Below are 18,986 nucleotides of genomic sequence, written 5' to 3' on the forward strand. Positions count from 1 at the left end.
TTAGTATAAAGGATGTAAGAGGGGAAGTCAACGCAATGGGAGAAAAAGAGACTGCCGGATCCGCCTTTTGCGGAAGAAACGGCAGTCTCCTGATATGAAATTTTACAGCGGATCCCTTGAGGTTTTTGCATCACCAAAAAAGAACATAAAATCCTGCAGCTCTGTTCGCATCATCCGGTCATTTTTCAAAAGTCTCTTCGCCTCTGCAAGCTGCAGCGTTCTGTCATAGGCAATGCTTTTGAGCTGTATGTTTCCATCCAAGATTACCGCGTAGTGCGCAGTCTTGTCGGGATCATCCGGTCTTCTGTAGGAAATGCTTCCGGGATTTATCCATTCCATCCCCTCCCCAAGGGTATGAATGCATTGTCTGTGGGTATGCCCAAAAATCAATCGTCGCTTTCCGTCACACTCTGCTCCATAGCTGGCATTCCAATACTGATCAAAGGCATAGCGGCTTTCGACCGTCCCGTAGCCATTGTCGTATTGATGCGCGATTCCATAGCTCCATCCATCTGCCTCAAAATATGCCTTTTCCGGGAGCTGCTTCATCCAATCGATATCTTTTTCACTCAGTCTTTCACAGTTATAATGCACCCATTTGTATTTTCCATCCGCTACATTTGTCCATTCTCCGCTCTCGTAAATATTTATGACATGGCGGTCATGGTTTCCATATACGAGGACTGTATTTTCCAACTGGCGAAACCGCTCCAGGACCTCCCGAGGTGAGATCCCGTAGTCCGTAAAATCCCCTGCGCAGCATAACAGATCATAGTCTGCTTCCTCCCGCAAAATTGTATCCAACGCCCGAATATTTGCATGAATGTCTGAAATTACAAGTACTTTCATAAATCTATATTCCCTTCTGTGTCAGTTACATAAAGTCAATAGGCATAGTCGGTCAATCCGAATAGGACACCGACCATTTGATTCTCCCTGTTTCTTGCAACAAGACTGATTGATACATGGTCAACCAGCTTTGCTATCCTTTCCTCGAACCGTTCCTTCGGATACTGCGAACCCTAAATCCATATGTTTTAGAAATTCGATATATTCTTTCGAGGATATTGACTCCTTATCTGTAACAATTTTATAAAATAATACGGTTTCAACCTGCTAACAGATCAAAACCGTTTATTTTATTTATCCAGATAAGTGTTTCGATATTCTTCGCGAATTGCCTCTGGCACAAGGCTTCCACCCGTTGCCCATGCAATATGTGTTGTATTTTTCATTTTATCTTTGAGATGATTTTCCAACAGATATTTCTGTGAGATTTCACTTTTTTCCATATATACAGGTCCCTGAAAAGCAGCACATGCACTTGGCTCAAGAAAAATATTCTCTGTTTCAAGAAGATCTCTCATATAATCATACAATTTTCCATCCCTAATGGTAAATTCACCACTGAGCAAATACTTCATAACTCCCCCAACGAATCCTGATGGACGTCCTACGGCAAGTCCATCTGCATGGGTTAACCCGGTAAGCCCAATATCCTGTACAGAAATTTCATGATTTAACCCAGTTGTCATTCCAACCAGCATACAAGGTGCCTGTGTCGGCTCTACAAAGAAACAATGTACACAATCTCCAAATATCAGTTTTAATCCGAAACTCACACCGCCCGGTGCTCCACCTACTCCGCATGGGATATAAGTAAACAAAGGATGGTTGTCGTCTACTGTGATTTTTTGTTCTTCCAATTGTTTTTTCAGACGTTTCGCAGCTACTGCATAACCCAGAAAAAGTGTTCTGGAGTTTTCATCATCTACAAAATAGCTTTTCGGATTCTGATCAGATAATGCTCTTCCGTTCTTTACTGCTTCGCTATAATCAGATTCATACTCTTTTACTGTTACACCATGACTTCTCAGTAAGTCTTTTTTCCACTGTTTTGCATCTGCTGACATATGAACAATGACCTGATATCCTACTGCCGCACTCATAATCCCGATACTCATTCCCAGATTTCCAGTAGAGCCGACCTGAATCGTATAATTTCTAAAAAATTGTCTACATTCTTCACTTGCCAGTTTTTCATAATTATCTTCTTTTTTTAAAAAACCATGCTCTAAGGCAAGCTCTTCTGTATGCTTTAGAACTTCATAAATGCCACCACGTGCTTTTATTGAACCTGCTATAGCTAAATGACTATCTTGTTTCAGTAACAATGTACCTTCCAAATTACTGTTATATTTTTCGTTCAGTAACTCTTTCATTCCAGGAATTGGAGTAAGCACAGATTCAATCATACCATTTCTGTCTTTCGTTTCCGGAAAACATTTCATGATAAATGGTGCGAAACGCTTCAGTCTTTGTTCTGCATCATCTACATCTGCCATTGTTAATTCTATATGCTTCATTGCTTCTTCGCAGTTAGTTTTATCTGGATTTATCCAGAATACTTCTTTTTCATTCTGTATATCCTTTAAAATTGGTACTTTTTTTTCCAGTTCTGCTACATCAATCATTAGCTTATTGCCTCCTTTGTTCCATATCAATGGGTTTTGAAAGTATATCACTTGCACCAAGCCGTAAAACTTTTTGTGCATATTCGAACGAATCATACAGTAACCCGGCAGCGTCAGGACTGCTGTCTGACCACTGCCGGGTTCCCTCTGATATCCTTCTATAAAATTTACCGGAAAATCATCTGTGCAAAGTCTGCAAAGCATGGTCTCCACACATTCCAGTCATGTCCTCTTCCCGGTTTCTGTCATGTCGGTTTCCAAATACCGGTACCTGTTATATCCGGTTTTATTTCGTTTGTAACCGGGTAAGAATACTGCTTATATCCATCATCTTTTCAACTGCAGTAAACGCAACGTTCTCTCCATCGTGGATGAGACTCCAGGTTTCTCCGTATGCCTTCTTTTCAAGAAGCTCCGAAAGAAGGAAGGTGGAGGTTGCTCTCTTTGTAGCGAAGATAATCCTTCTCACGCCCTGTTTTCTGAGCGCTTCGATGTCCTCCATTTTTCCCGTCAGCATGGCAAAATCGGAATCCGTCGCAATTGCCAGCACGTCTTTCTTCTGCGCGGTAGCAAAAATCATGGCTTTTCCGTCCTGACCTACTACCTGATAAAAATGTCCTTGTACGGGAGCCTTGTATCCTGTGCTTTTTCCATTTCCCTGTACCGGCTCTGATGCAGATGTCTGCATTCTGTATTCCACAGGTGCTGCGGTTTCACCGGGAGATGTCGGCTCAGGCTGTCCGGAACCCAACGTAGTGCTTGTTGGCTCATCCTTTGTCATATCCGCACCGGGTGCGTAATACTCGATTTTACCTGTCGTCAGGTTGGAGGTATCCGGCTCTGTCTCCGCACCGTTTACAGGAATGCATGGTTCGGGATAGTCTCCATTATGGCTGCCGCCGTTACCGATTCCTGCGCCTGCTCCATCCCCTTCATCTGCTGGGCCGCCTTGTACCTTCAGCGTTGCATCTCCTGAAACAGTGATCTTTTCTCCATTTTTTCGTAAGCCGCCGCCGATGCCTGCTCCATTGGTGCCGCCGGCCGCTGTGACCTCGCCGTCGGTGATGGTGATGTTTTTGCCTTCGCCGTGGTCACCTCCACCAATGCCTGCCCCATAATCGCCGCCGGTAGCTGTGACCTTGCCGCCGGCGATCGTGATGTCATTGCCATCTCCAAAGAAACCTCCGCCGATGCCTGCTCCATTGGTGCCGCCGATAGCTGTAACCTTTCCGCCTGCGATGGTGATGTTTTTGCCGCCTGCACTGAAGCCTCCACCAATGCCAGCCCCGCAATCGCCGCCAGTAGCTGTGATATCGCCGCCGGTGATGGTGATGTTACTGCCATTGTCTGAGTCGCCGCCGCCAATACCAGCCCCGTAATTGCCGCCGGTAGCGATCAGCTTGCCGTTTTCATTTTCATCCGTAATGGTCATTTTACCGTCATTGCTCTTTTCCAGACCGGCATAATTCCTACCACTCTGAAGGGTATTTGTGCCATCCAGCTCGATGTTTACATTGCCCTTTCCATTTGTAGAAACAGCAGCGTCGCTTGTATTGATGTTTACATCGGAGATGGTCACGTTTGCCGTCGCATTCTCAGCTGCATTGATCGTGATTGTGTTGCCTGTCTCTACAGAGCTCTTCCGCTGTGTAATCACAGGAGCCTCATCCGGCACGGCAGAGCCGCTGCCCTGCGTTACCGTCTGTTCGGAATTGTCTGCGTTTACCGTAACGCTGCCATCCTCCAGATACCAGTTGGCGGCATAGGTTGTCATGGGCAGGCTTACACTCATGACCAGGGCGATCATACTTGCTGTCAGCTTTTTTTTCTTCATTGGGTTTCCTCCCTCTTTTCCTTTTCCATTTTTACATTATCCCCTGTAATGAAAATTCATAGTGCATGGCAAGTGCTTTGAACAGCTTCTGCATCACCTGTTCAGAGATCGTGCGGATATCGAGTCCCTCCATGAATCGAATCACCCGCCCGATTTCTTCCTCTGGAACGTTATAGGCCCGAAGGCTCATCATGAAAAATAAGCGAAGCTTCTTCTCCAATGTCAGCTCTGCATCACACGGATGCGCCATGTAACCTCGCATGATGCCTGCAGATCCGATCTCCAGCTCGTAAAAGTCACGCTCTGTCAGCTCCGGCTGATAGGGCCCGAAAATCTGATACAGCTCTTTGGCTGTTTCGCGCTGAATATACTCACAGGCTTCCTTCTGGGTATAGGCTTCCATATAGATTTCCCGCAGGTTTTCATTCAGCTCTGTAAGCGTCATCTGGATCGCTGTTTCCACTGCATAAACATAGACCGGAGGGAGCTTTGTGCTCGCTGCGCTTCTTGCCATCGAAAACTGATTTTCAAACATGAACTGCACAAGCTCTGTCAGTACGCCGTCCTTTGCGCGGAAAATGTTCTGGAAGCTGCTGCTGGACACGCTGGACTTCCCGATGATTTCCGCCATGGTTGTCTTTTTGTACCCCTGCTCCAGGAAAAGTTTTACGCATACCTGCAGGATGCGTTTCTTTGTTGGTTCGCTTAAACTTGTTGCCATTTGTCCTCGTCCTCATCCTATGTACTATCTTTGTTTTTTATATGGTCTATACACCAAATATAGCATGAAATAGATGTTCTCGTCAAGAAGTTTCTGGCTCGTGTACCAGCGCATCGACTGCAGTAAACGCAACGTTCTCTCCATCGTGGATGAGGCTCCAATCTGGCTTGTCTGTGGGTGAATTATCTCTTATCGTAATATACTTCTGATCAGCTCAATGTAGTTCACTTTTACAGTTTCATAGAAAATATTGTCAGAAATCAATTTCATAGTTGAATCAACATAATCGTCAGCATAAAAATCTTCTCGTATGAGTTCTTCTGCTGCAGCCAGCAGCTTCGGCATGGGAATCCCCAGCTTCCGAAAAGTTTCGTAATCCCGCAGTTCAGATTGGAGCTTGTTTCAGTTCCGTCCGCAAGGCTTTGAATTTCACTTTCCACTCGTCGGAAACCCGGTAGGAATCACAGATTTTCTGAATGGCCTTGCCGCAGATGGAATAAGGAAGCCCACAGCTTTTCATCCACCGATGAACAACCTCCGGCTCAAAAATAGTCAGCTCTGCGATCAACCAGGCTTGCGCCATCTGCACATAATAGTGATCATCTGCTTTCATCAGCGGCAGCAACCGCTCTGCATGACCATGCCCCAGCCGGGAAATGAACATTACATAGCCCCAGCGACGAATAAATGGATCATCGGAATGAATATATTCCTGAGCATACCCTATCGCCATTTCAAAATCCAGCGCCGCCACATACCGAATGATCTGATCCGTGTGCCACCAATCCGTAAACAGTAAATTCTCATGGATGAAAGCCATCCGTGCAGCCACATCCTTAATTTGCTGTAAATTTACATAATAGTAGATTCGATGAAACTGCTGCTCCGTCAAAATATGTTCCCGAAGGGGTGCCGCATCCGCCTGTTCCTTGACATAGCGGCGGATCAGCCTGTCCACGTCTGCTGTTTTGTATTGCCCCAAAGCGTCCAGATCCTGCTGAACGGACTGTGGGGTTAAACGTTTTCTTTCTTCCATAATCTTTTCTCCATATTATTCTTCCAAACTCAAATTCATTAGGTCAAAGTCGATATCCTGCCCGTTGATTCTGAAAAATGCCGGGAAGGTGCACAGCTTGCGAAAACCGTATTTTTCATAAAGGTGGATGGCACGAAAATTGTCGCTTCGCACTTCCAGATTCAACTGACGGAAGTCATTTTCCTTTGCGAAAGAAAGGATTGCTTCCGTCAGCGCAGAGGCCGCACCGCAGCCCCACCATGCTTTTTTCAGGCTGATCCCGAACTCTCCACGATGGCACATTCGATTGTTCTTGCGGTTCAGGCTTGCTGTTCCGATGATCTCACCGTTCACTTTGGCAAGATACTGAACATTGTCCGTCGATTGAGCTTGCAGACGCAGATAGGATTGCTCTGCTTCCAAGTCCAGGAGCACACCCTCCGGTCCAAAGCTGAGGTTATCTGTTTCTCCACCGATGATTTTCAGGTAGTTCAGCAAGGCAGCCGCATCCTCTGCTTGTGCACGGACAATTTCAAACATTGTATGTTTCATCGTTTCCTCCATAAACAATAATTTACGGTTGCCTTAAAAAATCAATCTCGTATCGTATTCCATGCGAAAGCAATAATCCGTCTGTTAGGTCAATACGCAAAATACAAGTGTTTACATCATCAAAATTATTATGTCCATTATCGATCCATGCAGAAAATACCTCTCGCATCTTATTTGCAATCTCTTTGTTTTCTTCTTTTCCAAAATACCCCAAATTAACACCTTTTCCATGTGCGGTAAACCACTCGCCGGTAAGTGCAACCGTTGGATTTACTTCGATCTGCTTCATTTTGTTTGATAACCCATATGTAAGCACATAAAATGCACCATCCACATAAAAGGTATTTACATTACGAACATAAGGAATTTCATTTACTGCAGTTGCCAAAGCAATAATACTGTCTTTTCCAAAGCGCTCCATTAGTATTTTTTCAGCTTCTTTTGTTAATTTTTCCATTATTTACCTCTACAAATTTATCTACGTGTTCCGTTATCATTAAAATGTTTTTGCAAAGCTTTCTCTGTCGGATAAATTGATACAATCAAAATAATACTTTGAATTGTTATTAGAATTCCCCCTGCAGCCCCAATCGTATTTTCATCACGATGGTATAACGGAATATGTATCAAAGCAGATGGTATCATCATTAACCATCCTATTTTCCACCAAAGTTTTCCACAATAGTCGTGAGCAAATTTCCATGTATCTATATTTTTCATTGAACGAGTTGTTCTGTAACCTAACATACCATTTATATGTTTTGGACAATGTTTCCACATCATTCTTCCAAGAACCACCATAACAATTGGAATTAATAAATCACTTATTAACATAAACCACCAAAACCACAAAAAATCCACCTCCCAAAATTTCGATTGCATCGGTTCACCTCATGGCAGAAGCCTGAACGCCTGCTCCAGCAGCCAGTCTCGGCTTTCCAGAAAATCGTATCCCAGCAGCGCCTCTATCTCCTCCGATTGACCGTATAGCTTGTCGCAAATATCGACATCCTGTAAAGTAATCGTCTGGTTTTGAAACCGAAGCTGCAGTTCCCGCACATAGGGAATCCGTTTATATTGTGAAGTCCCGACACCAGCAATTTCGGTTTCGTGATAGTGAATGTCAGGAAGCCGAGAATACCAAGAGGCGCTGAGGATGGAGCCGGTATGCCCGGTGTCAACTCTGGCCGAAAAGCACCGCCCAGCATACTCCGGGGAAACGACTGGGCCGTGCTTGATTTCAGGACTTAGATGTTCAGCCGTCCTTTCCGGTAAGCTGACCGATAAGGATTCGTCTTTTGTGGAATAACTCCAACGATATCGGGAAATCACGTCCCATCCGAGCAGCATTTCAGCCGGGAAAATCCTGCCGCTTTCATCGCTGTGTGCAAAATCTGCATCATCCGTTACGAGCACCTTGCATTTTTCAACACAAATATCTCCGATCCGGATGCCGGGAATAGCAGCAGTCTGAAACTCACGAACCATACCATTATTGTTTCCGGCGCGGAGAGTCTCTTTTTCGGGTACGGCACAAAACCGGTGCAGAAGGCTTTTTGAGATAACCGTCATACCCGCGCCGGTGTCAAACAATGCGATGGCATTCACATTTTCAATTTGGACGTTTACAAACAGAAGGTTTGCAAATTTGCTGCTCGACAGGCAATTTATCATTGGATCATCCCCTCCCAATACAAATGATACACTGCATACTTGCCGCCGTCAAAGGTCTGCATAATAATGGAAGGATCTGCAACAATAGAATGCACGCTCTGCGAGCATTCTATTGTCATGAATCAAGGCAAGATGTCCAGTCCTCTTATAAAACTTCAAATATCTTTGCACCCCTGGTCATCAGCCAATGATGAAGCCAGCCAGCGGCCACGAAAAGTGCCGCGCAGACCAGCACGAAATAAGTGCTGATACTTACAACATTTCTTAACATCACATAGATTCCTGCAAGCGCTATTACCATCAACCAGCCGCCAAACAAGGTTACCGCAACCGGAACGCTTTGCTTGATGGGTACAATCTCGCTCATCCAGTTCAAATTCGGCATTTTCAGGTTCAAGGCCAGACCGATTTCTGCCATCAGGAGTGCAAACAATGCAGAGACCACGGGAATCAAAATGCCATATACCAATCCCGGTTTTGTCAGCCACTCCAAAACAGCCACCAGCGGAATGGCCGGAAGGAACGTCAGAAGCAAGTGCAGGTGCAGTTTTGCCCGAAGCACCTGACTGCCGGACACAGGCATAGACTGGGCGATCCACAGATTTTTGCCCTCCAAAGAAATGGATGGAGCAGTCATAATATTCATCGTCGCAAACAGACAAACGATTGCGACAGCCAGCAGTGGGAGGCAGGATTCCAGCCCCGGTATGGAGAAAAAATCCCGAACAGAGGCCGATTTTAAAACCAAAGCCGCTGCGGAAAACGGCATCAGTACAATGCCAAGCCCACAATTCAGCATATAATTAGTGCTGCCCACAAAGCGGCGCAGTTCTTTTTGCAGCAATGCTCCGCTGACCGAGCCGGTTTTGACCGTCTGCTCCTTGTAAACCGTTTTTGTCTCGCCATGGTTGGTGGTTGCCAGTTTTAAGAAGCTGTGGGACAAAACCAAATAGGTAGTCACTCCCGCCGCCAGCACAATTCCCGTAAAAATCAGCATGGAAAGAGCATTTCCCTCTGCTGCCATACCCATGTGATACAGAGGATAGAGGAAAATCCTCAGCTTTTCTCCAAAGGCTTCGAGATTGAGAAGTATCATTTGAAAGATGGAATATGCCATCCCGCAAACATAATAGTATGCCCCAATAAACGCCAGTGAAATCACAACGGTAATGATCTTCTTGTGCTTAACCTTCGTTGCCACCAGTGCAACCACCCAGCCGAGGATAGCCGACAGCACCAGAATCAGCACCGGCAGCACCAACGGAATCAGCAGCACATGAATGGTTCCCATAATGGAAACGGGTGCGTTCACAAACCAGATCAGCAGTGTCGGGAGCATCACGATCAGCTCATACATCAGCCCCATGGCATAGACGCCAGACAGCCGAGCCAGCAAAATTTGTGACGCAGGAATCGGCATCGCCAGCAGCAAGTCATTGTCCTTGGCCTGATAAAGGGAGCTATAGGTATTGAATACGCTGCCGAACACGCCAAGAAAAACAGCCAGCAGTCCCATGATGCACCAATACATCCATCCCATATTGGCAGAAAGCAGCGACTCGCAAAGCGCATTGGCGGCACCCCCAAAGATCACTCCAAGAAAGCCAAACAGGAGCAGATACAAAACTGCCGTGCCGACAACTCCTTTTGCACTGCGGTGCTTTCCCGTCTTTTTCTCCTGATACAGCCAGGAAAAAACCTCCATCATTTGCCGTTTGAATAGTGCTTTTGTCATCCTTCACCCTCCAGTTCCAGAAATACATCTTCCAAAGAAGTATCTCCCTTAACCTCCTCCATGGTTCCGGATCTCACCAGCTTACCGCCCTTGATGATGGCGACCTTGTCGCAGAGCTTTTCCGCAACCTCCAACACATGAGTAGAAAAGAAAATTGCCGATCCCTTGCCGCACAGATCACGCATGATGGATTTCAGCAAATGGGAGGCTTTGGGATCAAGTCCCACAAAAGGCTCGTCCATGATAATGAGCTTCGGCTGGTGGATCAATGCGGAAATGATCGCCAGCTTTTGCTTCATGCCGTGAGAGTAAGCGGAAATTGGCTGCGCCAGATCTGCCGTCAACTCAAAGGCATCTGCGTAGCGGCGAATCCGATATTTGCGGTCAGCAGCACCGACCCCAAAAATATCCGCCACAAAATTCAAATACTGAATTCCCGTCATAAATTCATACAGGTCTGGATTGTCGGGAATATAGGCAAGCTTCCGTTTGCAGTCAATCGGGTTTTCCTTCACCGAAATTCCATCAATGAAAATATCGCCGCTCTCAAACTGCAAAATGCCGCAGCAGGATTTCAGGGTCGTGGTCTTGCCTGCTCCGTTATGTCCAATGAAGCCGTAGATCTCACCGGGCTTGATCTGCAAAGACAGGTCATCCACTGCCTTTTTCTCTCCGTATTTTTTTGTCAAATGCTCGATTTTCAACATTTTTTCTGTTCCTCCATTTTCCCATCGTGACAGGAAACCACACATTCATAGCGGCACTTGGGGCAAAAGAGGGGAAAGTCCTCCAGCACCGTATGCGTCCGAATCTGCGTCCGTGTCTTGCTGCCACATTTTGGGCATAATATCCAATCTATTTTCTCTTTATTCTCCATTCAACATCACCCCTTACTGTAAATCCTGTTCTTGAGCTTTCCTGCGACGGAGAAGCTGCCTGTTTACCTCGGTAGCTGTTCGGGCGGTCTGACCAAAATCAATCAAATGCCAGACAATTTTGGCAGCCAGAATAAAGCTGGCGTAAATCATCCCATCCAAGGAGTTGTACCAAAACTCCCAATGATGTGCAAGAGGGAGCAAAACTGCTTCCAGGAGCACTGTGTGTAATGCAGTACGGAACCACCAGTCCCCTAAGGTCAGCTCCCTTTTTGAATAATAAACTGCCAACGATGCCATACACACCAGTGTGAAAATGATACATCTGCCGAAAAAAGTAACTACCGGCAATTCGGAAGTAGGATTAAACAGCAGACACATGAAAAAGGTGCTGAGCATGATGATCCCATAAGCCACTACAAAGCGGTGGAGCCAAAACACGATTTTTTTCATAAGCACCTCCTATACCCCCAGCAGTCGTTTGAGCTCGCCGACATACTGCCGGGAAATGATCACTTTTTCGCTGTTTTCCAACGTGGCCTCGAACCGTCCCGATACAGATGGGTGGACATATTGAATCTTGTCTGCGTTCAGGATCATGGATTTACTGCATCGAAAAAACATAGAGCCTCGACATGTTTCTTCAAATTCATACAGCTTTTGCTTGCACTTAAATACTGTTTTTTCACAATACAGGAAAGAACACCCCTCTACGACCTCAAAATAGTAAACATCGCTGAGCTTCAGCCGATAAACTTTTTCGTCAGCAAAAGCGCTGATTGAAATTTCTCCGGTCGTAACCGCTCGGATCGCTTCCACCCATTTCTCCTGCGTGTCATAGCAGCGAACGATCACTTCTTCTTCCTTTTCACCGGGAATCAACTCCACAGACAGCTTCATGTCCCCACCTCCCTTCAGTTCTACGATACTATATCACAGCTTGTTTCTCATATCTACATTGGGGACTGTAAGTTGTAAAAATCAGAGGATAAGTTGCATCATACATCCACAAGAGAGGAAACAATAGAATGCACGCTCTGCGAGCATTCTATTGTCATGAATCAAAGTAAACTGCCGTGTCTTGCTTTCAGCAGACACGGCAGTTTGTCAGGAGCATCCTATCTTTTTCGGGGTTTGGATTTTCGTAATTCTGCAAACGGGATTTTCTATTTCTTTTTCCACACCATTACATAATCTCTTTCTCCAGTAGCTTCATCCAATCCATCGCTCTGGATCTCAAAACCTTCCCTCTTGTAAAAAGAGATTGCCCGTGTATTTTTCCGATACACATTTAAGCGTAATTCGTTTCTTTTGTCTTTTGTATCATTCAGCAGAATTTTACCGATACCCTGAGACTGCATTTTATCAGAAACAAAAATTCCCTCGATATAATCGTTGTTCAGCCCTATAAACCCCTGGATTTTCTGATCACTTTCATAGACATAGACTTCCGCCTGTAACAGCATTTCTTTTACCAATTCAAAATTACGTTTCCAATATTGAGCAGAAATAAAATCATGTGCTTTTAAATTCGTATCTAACCATATATCGGCAACCCTGTCTATATCTGCTTTTTGTAATTTTCTGACCATAATCTATATTCCTCTCAAACGCAACTTCGTCAAACCAAAGTTCACAATACCTGCAAGCTTGTTCCACCCTATCTTATCCCCAGCTCGTCCAGTGCTTTCTCCCAATAGGAGTCCGCAATATTATACCAGGGGTCCTGATACAAACCAAAGGATTCCTACCATAATGACTGCAAGGCACAGACACACTGCTCCCACTCCGATAAACACCTTTTGAATACACGACGTTTTTTCAGTCGGGCAATAAAATTCCTCAATGTGGTCAGGATTGACAAAAAGCTCCACCGCCTGTCCTACTTCCACTTCCAGTTTCGCGGTTCCGATAAATGCTTTTGCTCTCTGTGTCACACCTCCAACGGTGTATTCATAAATCGGAAACCACGATTTTAACGCCGCCTCTCCACTGGCAGAAAAATCATCCACACCCACTCTTTCTCTTCGCAGATCCACTACGGTTGCAGTGATCGGCAAAGTGCAGATATTTCTTTTTTTCCGTCCTCTTACATGCAATCCGATGCCGATGCAAAGAAACGTAACTCCGAGTATACCCCATACCAGTATAAAAAATAAGAATATTAGTGTTGTTGTTTCCATTCTGTCACTCCCAGTTCATCGAATTGTGTAAATGCCTCTGTCCGTTCTGTTTCCACTCCACACAAAGCGCCTGAACTTAATTGTAGCATAGAAAGAAGCTTCTTCGCAAATACAAATCCGGCATTGCATTTTCCTTATTCCAAATTTTCCACCTTGTTCTTTTTGACTTTCTTTAACAGGGCATATCCCACCAGGCAGGCAGCAAGCTCTGTGATCGGAAACGCCCACCAGATCAGCGAAACGTCTGCCTGTCCGTTTCTGACAAACACGGAAAAAATACCAGCCAGCGGCAATAGGATCACAAACTGTCTGAGCAGAGAAATCACCAGGGACTCTGCACCGCTTTCCAGTGCCTGGTAGATTCCCTGATATGCCACATTGATTCCCGCAAAGAGAAAGCTGATCGAAATTATCCGCATCGCCCCAATGAAATACTCTCTCGACTGTCCGGCATTGAACAGTGAAGCAAACGCGTCCGGGAAAATTTCCGTAATTGCTGTTCCGATTACCATAAGCACAGCCGTATAAATCAGACCATATTTCATTCCGTCCTGAACCCTCTTTTTGCTTCCCATTCCATATGCAAATGCTATGATCGGCGTGATCGCGTCCCTCAGTCCGAAAGCCAGAAACAGCACAAACTGCTGGACTTTATAAAACAGTCCGTATGCGGTCTGGGCGGAAGGATTGAATTTTAAAATCAGGTTCATCACATAAACCATGACAGACATCAGTGCCTGTGCAAGGATTGCCGGAAGCCCGATTGCATAGATCTCTTTTATAATTCCAATGTCCGGTTTCAGATATTTTACGCCATGCTCGAATTCTTTATTGAATTTTATGTGGAAGAAGAACAGCAATGCCGCAGATGCCACCTGTCCGATCACCGTCGCGTATGCAGCGCCCTGTACTCCCATTTCCGGAACGGGTCCGATTCCGTAAATCATAATCGGATCGAGGATGATATTTATTACCGCACCCACAACCTGACCGATGGTGGAATAGAGTGAACGTCCCGTCGCCTGCAGCAGTTTTTCAAAGATGGAAAAGAAAATAATTCCAAACGAAATCACGCAGCAGATGCTCAGATAATCCGTTCCCATCGAAATAACTTCCGGGTCAATGGTCTGGGAAGAAATATACGTTTTTCCCCCAAATATCCCAAACAACAGGCACACCGCATAGATCACCGCGCCCAAAAACAGACTGTTCCCGGCGACCTTCGCCGCCTTTTTGGAGTTTCCTTGCCCAAGGGTCAATGCGAGAAGGGCATTGGTTCCAACACCGGTACCGATTCCGACTGCCACCATCAGCATCTGAACCGGAAATACGAGTGTCAGCGCATTTAACGCCGCTTCGCTCCCGGATTTCATATTTCCGACAAAAGCGCTGTCCACAATGTTGTAAACCGCCTGCAATGCCATCGATAAAATCATCGGAATTCCCATCTGAATCATGAGCTTATTGACCGGCATTTCTTTCATTTTGTTGCTTTCCGCTTTCATAAGTTTCCTCCTTTTTTCGCACAAAAAAACGAGCAGCAAAACTGGATTTACGCAATTTTGCTACTCGTTCGTAAGTTATTATATTTCTGATTTTTGAAAAAGTCAAACAAAAATCTTTTACCAGACACCTTCAGGAAATCTTTTTGCGGTAATACAGATTTCTCCATTTTAAAAAATGCTTCCAGCTGCACACAGACTGTTTTTCAAATCTTCCCGATATCCCGGCTCGCCCTCCCACAGGGAATTGACGGTCACACAGCTGCTTTCGGGATGTCCGGTCGCATGGATGATCTTTCCATTTCCCAGATAAATCGCCACATGTCCCGGAAAAAAGAGCAAATCACCCGGTTTGGCCTGTTCTATCGGGATTTCATGAACCGGATAGCCTTCTTTGATCGCTGCATCCCGCCAGATCAGGATCCCATTTCGGAAATAGCTCATAAACGCAAGACCGGAGCAGTCAATTCCACATGCTGTTTTCCCGCCCCAGCGGTACTGCGTCCCGAGATAGGAATACGCAGTCTGCACGATGCTTTCCCGGAAAGCTTCTTCCAACCTGAGTGCGTCTGCATCCTCTTGTTCTTTCGGCTCCGACTGTGATACTGCGTCTATACGCTCCGTCAGAACCGTCGGCCGCTGCGTCACCCATTTTCTCCACTGCTCCTGTCCCTGGCACGGCTCCAGAAAACGGCTCCGCATATATCCATCCCTAAGACCGCCCATTCCATCCGGTAAAAAGACGCGTCGCCAGCCCGGCTGCAGCAGGCGGGCTGCAGCGCTACTATCGCCTAAAGCCGAATCCTTCTCTGCCCAAATCAGACTCCCGGCATACAGTGTCGTGATACGCCTTGCCTGTACCCGTTCCGCTTCCAGCACGTCTGCAATATTCTGGCAAACCTGAAAAAGCTGCATGGCACAACCGGAGTTTTGTGCATCATAGCATACACCTGCACCTCCTACACTTTCCAGGGGCACATACTCTTCTGCCGCAATCCATCCCTCATATCCATAATGCGTCCGGATTTTATAAAAAGCGTTATTCTCTTCCAAAACCTCGTACTGCCATCCAAAGAGAATTTCATCTGCAACACCGCCATTTTCCGGCACGCCCGTAGGCTCTATGCCAACAGCCGTACCACACGCTGCATATGCAGGCGTTTCATACAACGTTATTACCGGTTTCTGGCAAATTCCAGGCTTTCGCAACATTTCCTTTTCCCTCTTCTTTCTGCTTCATCGAAAAAACAAATACGATAATACAATACAAAATTTATGCAATTCAGGCTTCCGGTATACGGAAAGTCTGTATGCATCCGTCAACCTATCTGTGCGCATGCGGACGATGGCTGCACAGCATCGCTTTCTGCGCAATGCATCAAAAGAAGCTGCTGCACATTCGCACAACAGCTTCTCCCATTTTTTGCAATAGAATATTTTTTATCTCATTCCAACTGTTACGATTTCAAAGCCTCTGACAGGAATTTCATACCAGCCGTCTGCATTTGCAGTTTCGGGACGAACCTCTTCCTCCAGAATATTGGAGAAGTACAGGGTTTCAAAAGAAGCGTCCTTCTTGATACGCAGAACGGTGGGTTCGCCGGAGCAGTTGACAAAACGTGCCATCCGGTCAGTGCCTTCTGCTTTCTCCTTGAGGTTGGAGAACATCATGCGCTCGCCTTCCCAGGTCAGCCAGGATTTCTCAGCCGGCAGGGTTCCTGCATGAACCTTGGTCTGTGCAACTGTATAAGGTACCTGGAACTGATATGCGCTTCTGAAGCTGTTGCTTTCAACCAGATCTCCTGCAAAGAAGGTCATCTCGTACTCTGCAGTGATATGACGCAGCTGCTGGGACAGCTCGGTGGGGAATACGCCCCAGTCACCCAGCTCACCGACACTACGCAGGATGGTAACTGCCAGTGCATTCTTTTCCTCCGGAAGGATTTCATACTCATACAGACCGATGTTTGCAATGAGCATGCCGCCCTTTTCATCGTTTAAGCCCACAAAGCTCTGCTGATGCTCGCACTTGCAGGGATTCTCCCACAGCTTGCTATGCTCGTTGGGACGGTTCACCACTTCAAATACGCTGTCTGCATAGTGGTGTGTGCAGGAGATTCCGGTCGGTGCTACCACGCGAATTCTGTGATCCTTTGCAGTGTTATCGAACTCGGTTACAAACCTCACGCTGCGGCTGTCTTTTTCCAGAGTAATTGTGGTGTGCAGAACGATCTGTGTCGTCTCACTGCTTCTTTTGCAGGTACGCTTCATGAATTCTACAAGACCTTCCTGCTCTTCCTTTAACTGATCGTCTGCGGAAACCGGAACGGTCAGCACATTGGTCACTTCCACGCTTGCCGCAAAATCGGTATTTTCCACCAGCTTGATTTCTGCCTTTGTGCCCTTTGTCACAATTTCAGGATTTCCCTTCGGGCAGAAGTAGATGTATTCGTTGCCCGCATCCAGGGTATCTTCAAAATATCCAAGACCTTCGTAGGTCTTTCCGGTCTGCTTGTCCAGAACATTCAACGTACCGTCGTCGTTGATCGCAACCTTCAGGAATTCATTTTCCAGATGACGGTCATCGCTTGCGATGTTGCTGCCCTTTCCAGCTGTCCCAGCGGCTTCTGCAGGAACCAGCGCGTAGGTACGGTATCCCAGTGCAGGCAGTTTTTCTGCAAAAAGGGAAACCTTCACCTGTCTTGCCATGTAAGGCTGACGGAACTTGTCATCCGGCAGGTCATAGCCGAATTTTACGTCTGCATCTTCTACCGTTGCTTTCTGTACATTGCCTTCACTGTCCACAACAACGTACTCCGGCAGCTCCCATGCCTTCATATCGCGGCGTCCGTCCCAGAGCCACTTGTTGTAGTCACGCTTTGCATCCAATACGACTGTCACCTTACCGGTGCGCTCGTCGCCAGTGGTGTTGAACACAACAAACGGAACTGCGTTTTCGCCATATTTTTCAAATACAGAAGTATCTGTCAGGTCTGCAACATAAGCGGAAGCATCCTCGGAAAGGGTATGGGCGATCTCTGTGGAACGGTCGAAACGGACTTCGATTTCTTTGTTGACCTGATCCACGCTGCAGCCGCAAATGCTGTCGTGGGGATGGTTCTGCATCAGGATCTTCCATGCATAGTTGAAACGGTCATGGGGATATTCCTTACCGTTTTCTGCTGCAAATACAGCCAGAGGCTCGGATACGCGCTCCAGTGCAACCTCGTTTCTGCGGTTCTGGCGCTTTAAGGTTACATGGGAGGAACAGGTATTGACCAGCGTATACCAGCCGTCTGTCTCCTGGCTGGTCAGCTCGCCTTTTACGGTAGAAAGCTTTTCACCTGCCTCTGCCTGAACCTTCTTGACATAATCTTCGAAGTTAGAATGAACAAACTCGATATCGGGATACAATCTGCGCGCGGTTTCAATTGCTGCAGAAAGATCCTTCTGAACCGGCTGATGGTCGCAGCCGTTCATGAACAGCAGCTCGTCTGTAGATGCGAACATCTCAGCCTTTGCAAGACGTTCCTCCCAGTATGCCTTTGCTTCTTTTTCATCCACCGGGATTTCCATACCGTTGCAGTACCAGTTTGCAAACAGGATACCAAGAAGCTTTGTGCCGTCGGGAGACTGCCACTGCATTTCAGAATAAGCGGATTCGTACTCGCCGCCTTCTTTTAATTCATTGTTAAAACCAACCGGCTTTACGCCGCGGCCAAACGCAACAGCTTCCATGCCAGCCTGGGTCAGCAGCTGAGGCATCTGTCCCGCATTGCCGAATGCATCCGGGAAATAGCCAACCTTTGTCAGATTGCCGTAGGCCTTTGCTTCACGAATACCGGTCTGAAGGTTTCTGACATTTGCTTCACCGCTGGTTAAAAACTCATCCTGCAGGATGTAGAAGGGACCTACACGGAAATGTCCCTCTCTGACATGTCTTAACAGCTCTTCTCTTTTTTCCGGACGGATTTCCAGATAGTCGTCCAGCACGATGGTCTGACCATCCAAGTGGAAGCTGTAAAAGCCGGGATCTTTGTCAAACAGTTCCATGTTGGTGTCGATCAGATCCAGCAGCTTCATTTTATGCCGCTCTAACGGCAGATACCATTCTCTGTCCCAATGGGAATGGGAAATAATATGTACAGTCTTTTTCTTCATAGGTTTCTCCCTCTTTCCTGTCCGGCAATTCTCCGGAATCTCTGGTTTTATCATCCCCTATTCCATGAAAAAATGCAACACCCAAAATAGTTAGGTTATCTCTAAAAAAATGTTACTGTTCACCCGCGCCATTCGCAAAACCGCGTCTTCGACGCTTTCCGCTGCTTTGCAGCTCTTTTTGCTCATAAAATGGCGCTCCCTTCGTACCCTTCTGCGTTCAGATTTTCGTGCAAGCACGGAATCTGAACGCAGAAGGGTAC

The 18,986-nt window shown here is 46.4% G+C and carries 19 protein-coding genes; all 19 read right to left on the reverse strand.

Annotated elements, in window-relative coordinates; translation table 11 throughout:
* Positions 1-102: 102 nt before the first annotated feature.
* The 19 genes from OCV62_RS06650 to OCV62_RS06740 all read right to left on the reverse strand — a co-directional run bounded on the left by OCV62_RS06650 (position 103) and on the right by OCV62_RS06740 (position 18,726).
* Entirely contained in the window at positions 103-849 is a 747-nt protein-coding gene (locus tag OCV62_RS06650; protein ID WP_262585675.1) for a metallophosphoesterase family protein, read from the reverse strand.
* Between the two features lie 290 nt (positions 850-1,139).
* The gene (locus tag OCV62_RS06655) at positions 1,140-2,474 is read right to left on the reverse strand and encodes a D-serine ammonia-lyase (protein WP_021916233.1); all 1,335 of its coding nucleotides are present in this window, start codon (positions 2,472-2,474) and stop codon (positions 1,140-1,142) included.
* A gap of 286 nt (positions 2,475-2,760) precedes the next feature.
* A complete protein-coding gene (locus tag OCV62_RS06660; protein ID WP_262585676.1) occupies positions 2,761-4,308 on the reverse strand; it encodes an autotransporter outer membrane beta-barrel domain-containing protein in 1,548 nt (515 codons plus the stop codon).
* Positions 4,309-4,339: 31 nt separating this feature from the next.
* Positions 4,340-5,029: a TetR/AcrR family transcriptional regulator gene (locus tag OCV62_RS06665; protein ID WP_262585677.1), complete on the reverse strand. Its 690-nt coding sequence runs from the start codon at positions 5,027-5,029 to the stop codon at positions 4,340-4,342.
* A 385-nt stretch (positions 5,030-5,414) separates the two neighbouring features.
* Positions 5,415-6,065 (reverse strand): DNA alkylation repair protein, encoded by a 651-nt coding sequence (locus tag OCV62_RS06670; protein WP_262585678.1) that lies wholly within the window; start codon positions 6,063-6,065, stop codon positions 5,415-5,417.
* Between the two features lie 15 nt (positions 6,066-6,080).
* Positions 6,081-6,596 (reverse strand): GNAT family N-acetyltransferase, encoded by a 516-nt coding sequence (locus OCV62_RS06675; protein ID WP_262585679.1) that lies wholly within the window; start codon positions 6,594-6,596, stop codon positions 6,081-6,083.
* A gap of 22 nt (positions 6,597-6,618) precedes the next feature.
* Positions 6,619-7,053, reverse strand: a complete 435-nt coding sequence (locus OCV62_RS06680; protein WP_262585680.1) for a pyridoxamine 5'-phosphate oxidase family protein — start codon at positions 7,051-7,053, stop codon at positions 6,619-6,621.
* Positions 7,054-7,070: 17 nt separating this feature from the next.
* On the reverse strand, positions 7,071-7,478 hold the full coding sequence (locus OCV62_RS06685; protein WP_330667278.1) for an SdpI family protein: 408 nt from the start codon (positions 7,476-7,478) through the stop codon (positions 7,071-7,073).
* A 9-nt stretch (positions 7,479-7,487) separates the two neighbouring features.
* Complete coding sequence (locus OCV62_RS06690) at positions 7,488-8,270, reverse strand: retropepsin-like aspartic protease (RefSeq protein WP_262585681.1); 783 nt, start codon at positions 8,268-8,270, stop codon at positions 7,488-7,490.
* Between the two features lie 145 nt (positions 8,271-8,415).
* The gene (locus OCV62_RS06695) at positions 8,416-10,005 is read right to left on the reverse strand and encodes a hypothetical protein (protein WP_262585682.1); all 1,590 of its coding nucleotides are present in this window, start codon (positions 10,003-10,005) and stop codon (positions 8,416-8,418) included.
* The gene (locus tag OCV62_RS06700; protein WP_262585683.1) at positions 10,002-10,712 is read right to left on the reverse strand and encodes an ABC transporter ATP-binding protein; all 711 of its coding nucleotides are present in this window, start codon (positions 10,710-10,712) and stop codon (positions 10,002-10,004) included. Before OCV62_RS06700 ends, OCV62_RS06695 begins: the two co-directional genes overlap by 4 nt.
* Positions 10,706-10,882: a cysteine-rich KTR domain-containing protein gene (locus OCV62_RS06705; RefSeq protein ID WP_262585684.1), complete on the reverse strand. Its 177-nt coding sequence runs from the start codon at positions 10,880-10,882 to the stop codon at positions 10,706-10,708. The genes OCV62_RS06700 and OCV62_RS06705 overlap by 7 nt, the downstream gene beginning before the upstream one ends.
* A gap of 13 nt (positions 10,883-10,895) precedes the next feature.
* Positions 10,896-11,333, reverse strand: coding sequence for a hypothetical protein (locus OCV62_RS06710; protein ID WP_262585685.1), 438 nt, complete (start codon positions 11,331-11,333; stop codon positions 10,896-10,898).
* Between the two features lie 9 nt (positions 11,334-11,342).
* Entirely contained in the window at positions 11,343-11,780 is a 438-nt protein-coding gene (locus tag OCV62_RS06715) for a LytTR family DNA-binding domain-containing protein (RefSeq protein ID WP_262585686.1), read from the reverse strand.
* Between the two features lie 266 nt (positions 11,781-12,046).
* Positions 12,047-12,472 carry a GNAT family N-acetyltransferase gene (locus OCV62_RS06720; RefSeq protein WP_262585687.1) on the reverse strand — a complete coding sequence of 142 codons (426 nt, stop codon included), beginning with the start codon at positions 12,470-12,472 and terminating at the stop codon, positions 12,047-12,049.
* Positions 12,473-12,592: 120 nt separating this feature from the next.
* The gene (locus tag OCV62_RS06725; RefSeq protein WP_262585688.1) at positions 12,593-12,940 is read right to left on the reverse strand and encodes a DUF3592 domain-containing protein; all 348 of its coding nucleotides are present in this window, start codon (positions 12,938-12,940) and stop codon (positions 12,593-12,595) included.
* A gap of 257 nt (positions 12,941-13,197) precedes the next feature.
* Positions 13,198-14,568, reverse strand: a complete 1,371-nt coding sequence (locus OCV62_RS06730) for an MATE family efflux transporter (protein ID WP_262585689.1) — start codon at positions 14,566-14,568, stop codon at positions 13,198-13,200.
* Positions 14,569-14,736: 168 nt separating this feature from the next.
* The gene (locus OCV62_RS06735) at positions 14,737-15,777 is read right to left on the reverse strand and encodes a C40 family peptidase (protein ID WP_262585690.1); all 1,041 of its coding nucleotides are present in this window, start codon (positions 15,775-15,777) and stop codon (positions 14,737-14,739) included.
* Between the two features lie 228 nt (positions 15,778-16,005).
* Positions 16,006-18,726 carry an alpha-mannosidase gene (locus OCV62_RS06740; RefSeq protein WP_262585691.1) on the reverse strand — a complete coding sequence of 907 codons (2,721 nt, stop codon included), beginning with the start codon at positions 18,724-18,726 and terminating at the stop codon, positions 16,006-16,008.
* Between the last annotated feature and the right edge of the window lie 260 nt (positions 18,727-18,986).

It is taken from the genome of Gallintestinimicrobium propionicum (genome assembly GCF_025567525.1).
Taxonomy (GTDB): domain Bacteria; phylum Bacillota; class Clostridia; order Lachnospirales; family Lachnospiraceae; genus Gallintestinimicrobium; species Gallintestinimicrobium propionicum.

Bases quoted from the DNA above. Each gene is read 5' to 3' on its own strand.
- OCV62_RS06655 (WP_021916233.1), bottom strand. From the start codon at position 2,474: ATGATTGATGTAGCAGAACTGGAAAAAAAAGTACCAATTTTAAAGGAT.
- OCV62_RS06700 (WP_262585683.1), bottom strand. From the start codon at position 10,712: ATGTTGAAAATCGAGCATTTGACAAAAAAATACGGAGAGAAAAAGGCA.
- OCV62_RS06710 (WP_262585685.1), bottom strand. From the start codon at position 11,333: ATGAAAAAAATCGTGTTTTGGCTCCACCGCTTTGTAGTGGCTTATGGG.
- OCV62_RS06670 (WP_262585678.1), bottom strand. From the start codon at position 6,065: ATGGAAGAAAGAAAACGTTTAACCCCACAGTCCGTTCAGCAGGATCTG.
- OCV62_RS06720 (WP_262585687.1), bottom strand. From the start codon at position 12,472: ATGGTCAGAAAATTACAAAAAGCAGATATAGACAGGGTTGCCGATATA.
- OCV62_RS06680 (WP_262585680.1), bottom strand. From the start codon at position 7,053: ATGGAAAAATTAACAAAAGAAGCTGAAAAAATACTAATGGAGCGCTTT.
- OCV62_RS06650 (WP_262585675.1), bottom strand. From the start codon at position 849: ATGAAAGTACTTGTAATTTCAGACATTCATGCAAATATTCGGGCGTTG.
- OCV62_RS06660 (WP_262585676.1), bottom strand. From the start codon at position 4,308: ATGAAGAAAAAAAAGCTGACAGCAAGTATGATCGCCCTGGTCATGAGT.
- OCV62_RS06685 (WP_330667278.1), bottom strand. From the start codon at position 7,478: ATGCAATCGAAATTTTGGGAGGTGGATTTTTTGTGGTTTTGGTGGTTT.
- OCV62_RS06705 (WP_262585684.1), bottom strand. From the start codon at position 10,882: ATGGAGAATAAAGAGAAAATAGATTGGATATTATGCCCAAAATGTGGC.
- OCV62_RS06675 (WP_262585679.1), bottom strand. From the start codon at position 6,596: ATGAAACATACAATGTTTGAAATTGTCCGTGCACAAGCAGAGGATGCG.
- OCV62_RS06715 (WP_262585686.1), bottom strand. From the start codon at position 11,780: ATGAAGCTGTCTGTGGAGTTGATTCCCGGTGAAAAGGAAGAAGAAGTG.
- OCV62_RS06665 (WP_262585677.1), bottom strand. From the start codon at position 5,029: ATGGCAACAAGTTTAAGCGAACCAACAAAGAAACGCATCCTGCAGGTA.
- OCV62_RS06690 (WP_262585681.1), bottom strand. From the start codon at position 8,270: ATGATAAATTGCCTGTCGAGCAGCAAATTTGCAAACCTTCTGTTTGTA.
- OCV62_RS06740 (WP_262585691.1), bottom strand. From the start codon at position 18,726: ATGAAGAAAAAGACTGTACATATTATTTCCCATTCCCATTGGGACAGA.
- OCV62_RS06730 (WP_262585689.1), bottom strand. From the start codon at position 14,568: ATGAAAGCGGAAAGCAACAAAATGAAAGAAATGCCGGTCAATAAGCTC.
- OCV62_RS06735 (WP_262585690.1), bottom strand. From the start codon at position 15,777: ATGTTGCGAAAGCCTGGAATTTGCCAGAAACCGGTAATAACGTTGTAT.
- OCV62_RS06695 (WP_262585682.1), bottom strand. From the start codon at position 10,005: ATGACAAAAGCACTATTCAAACGGCAAATGATGGAGGTTTTTTCCTGG.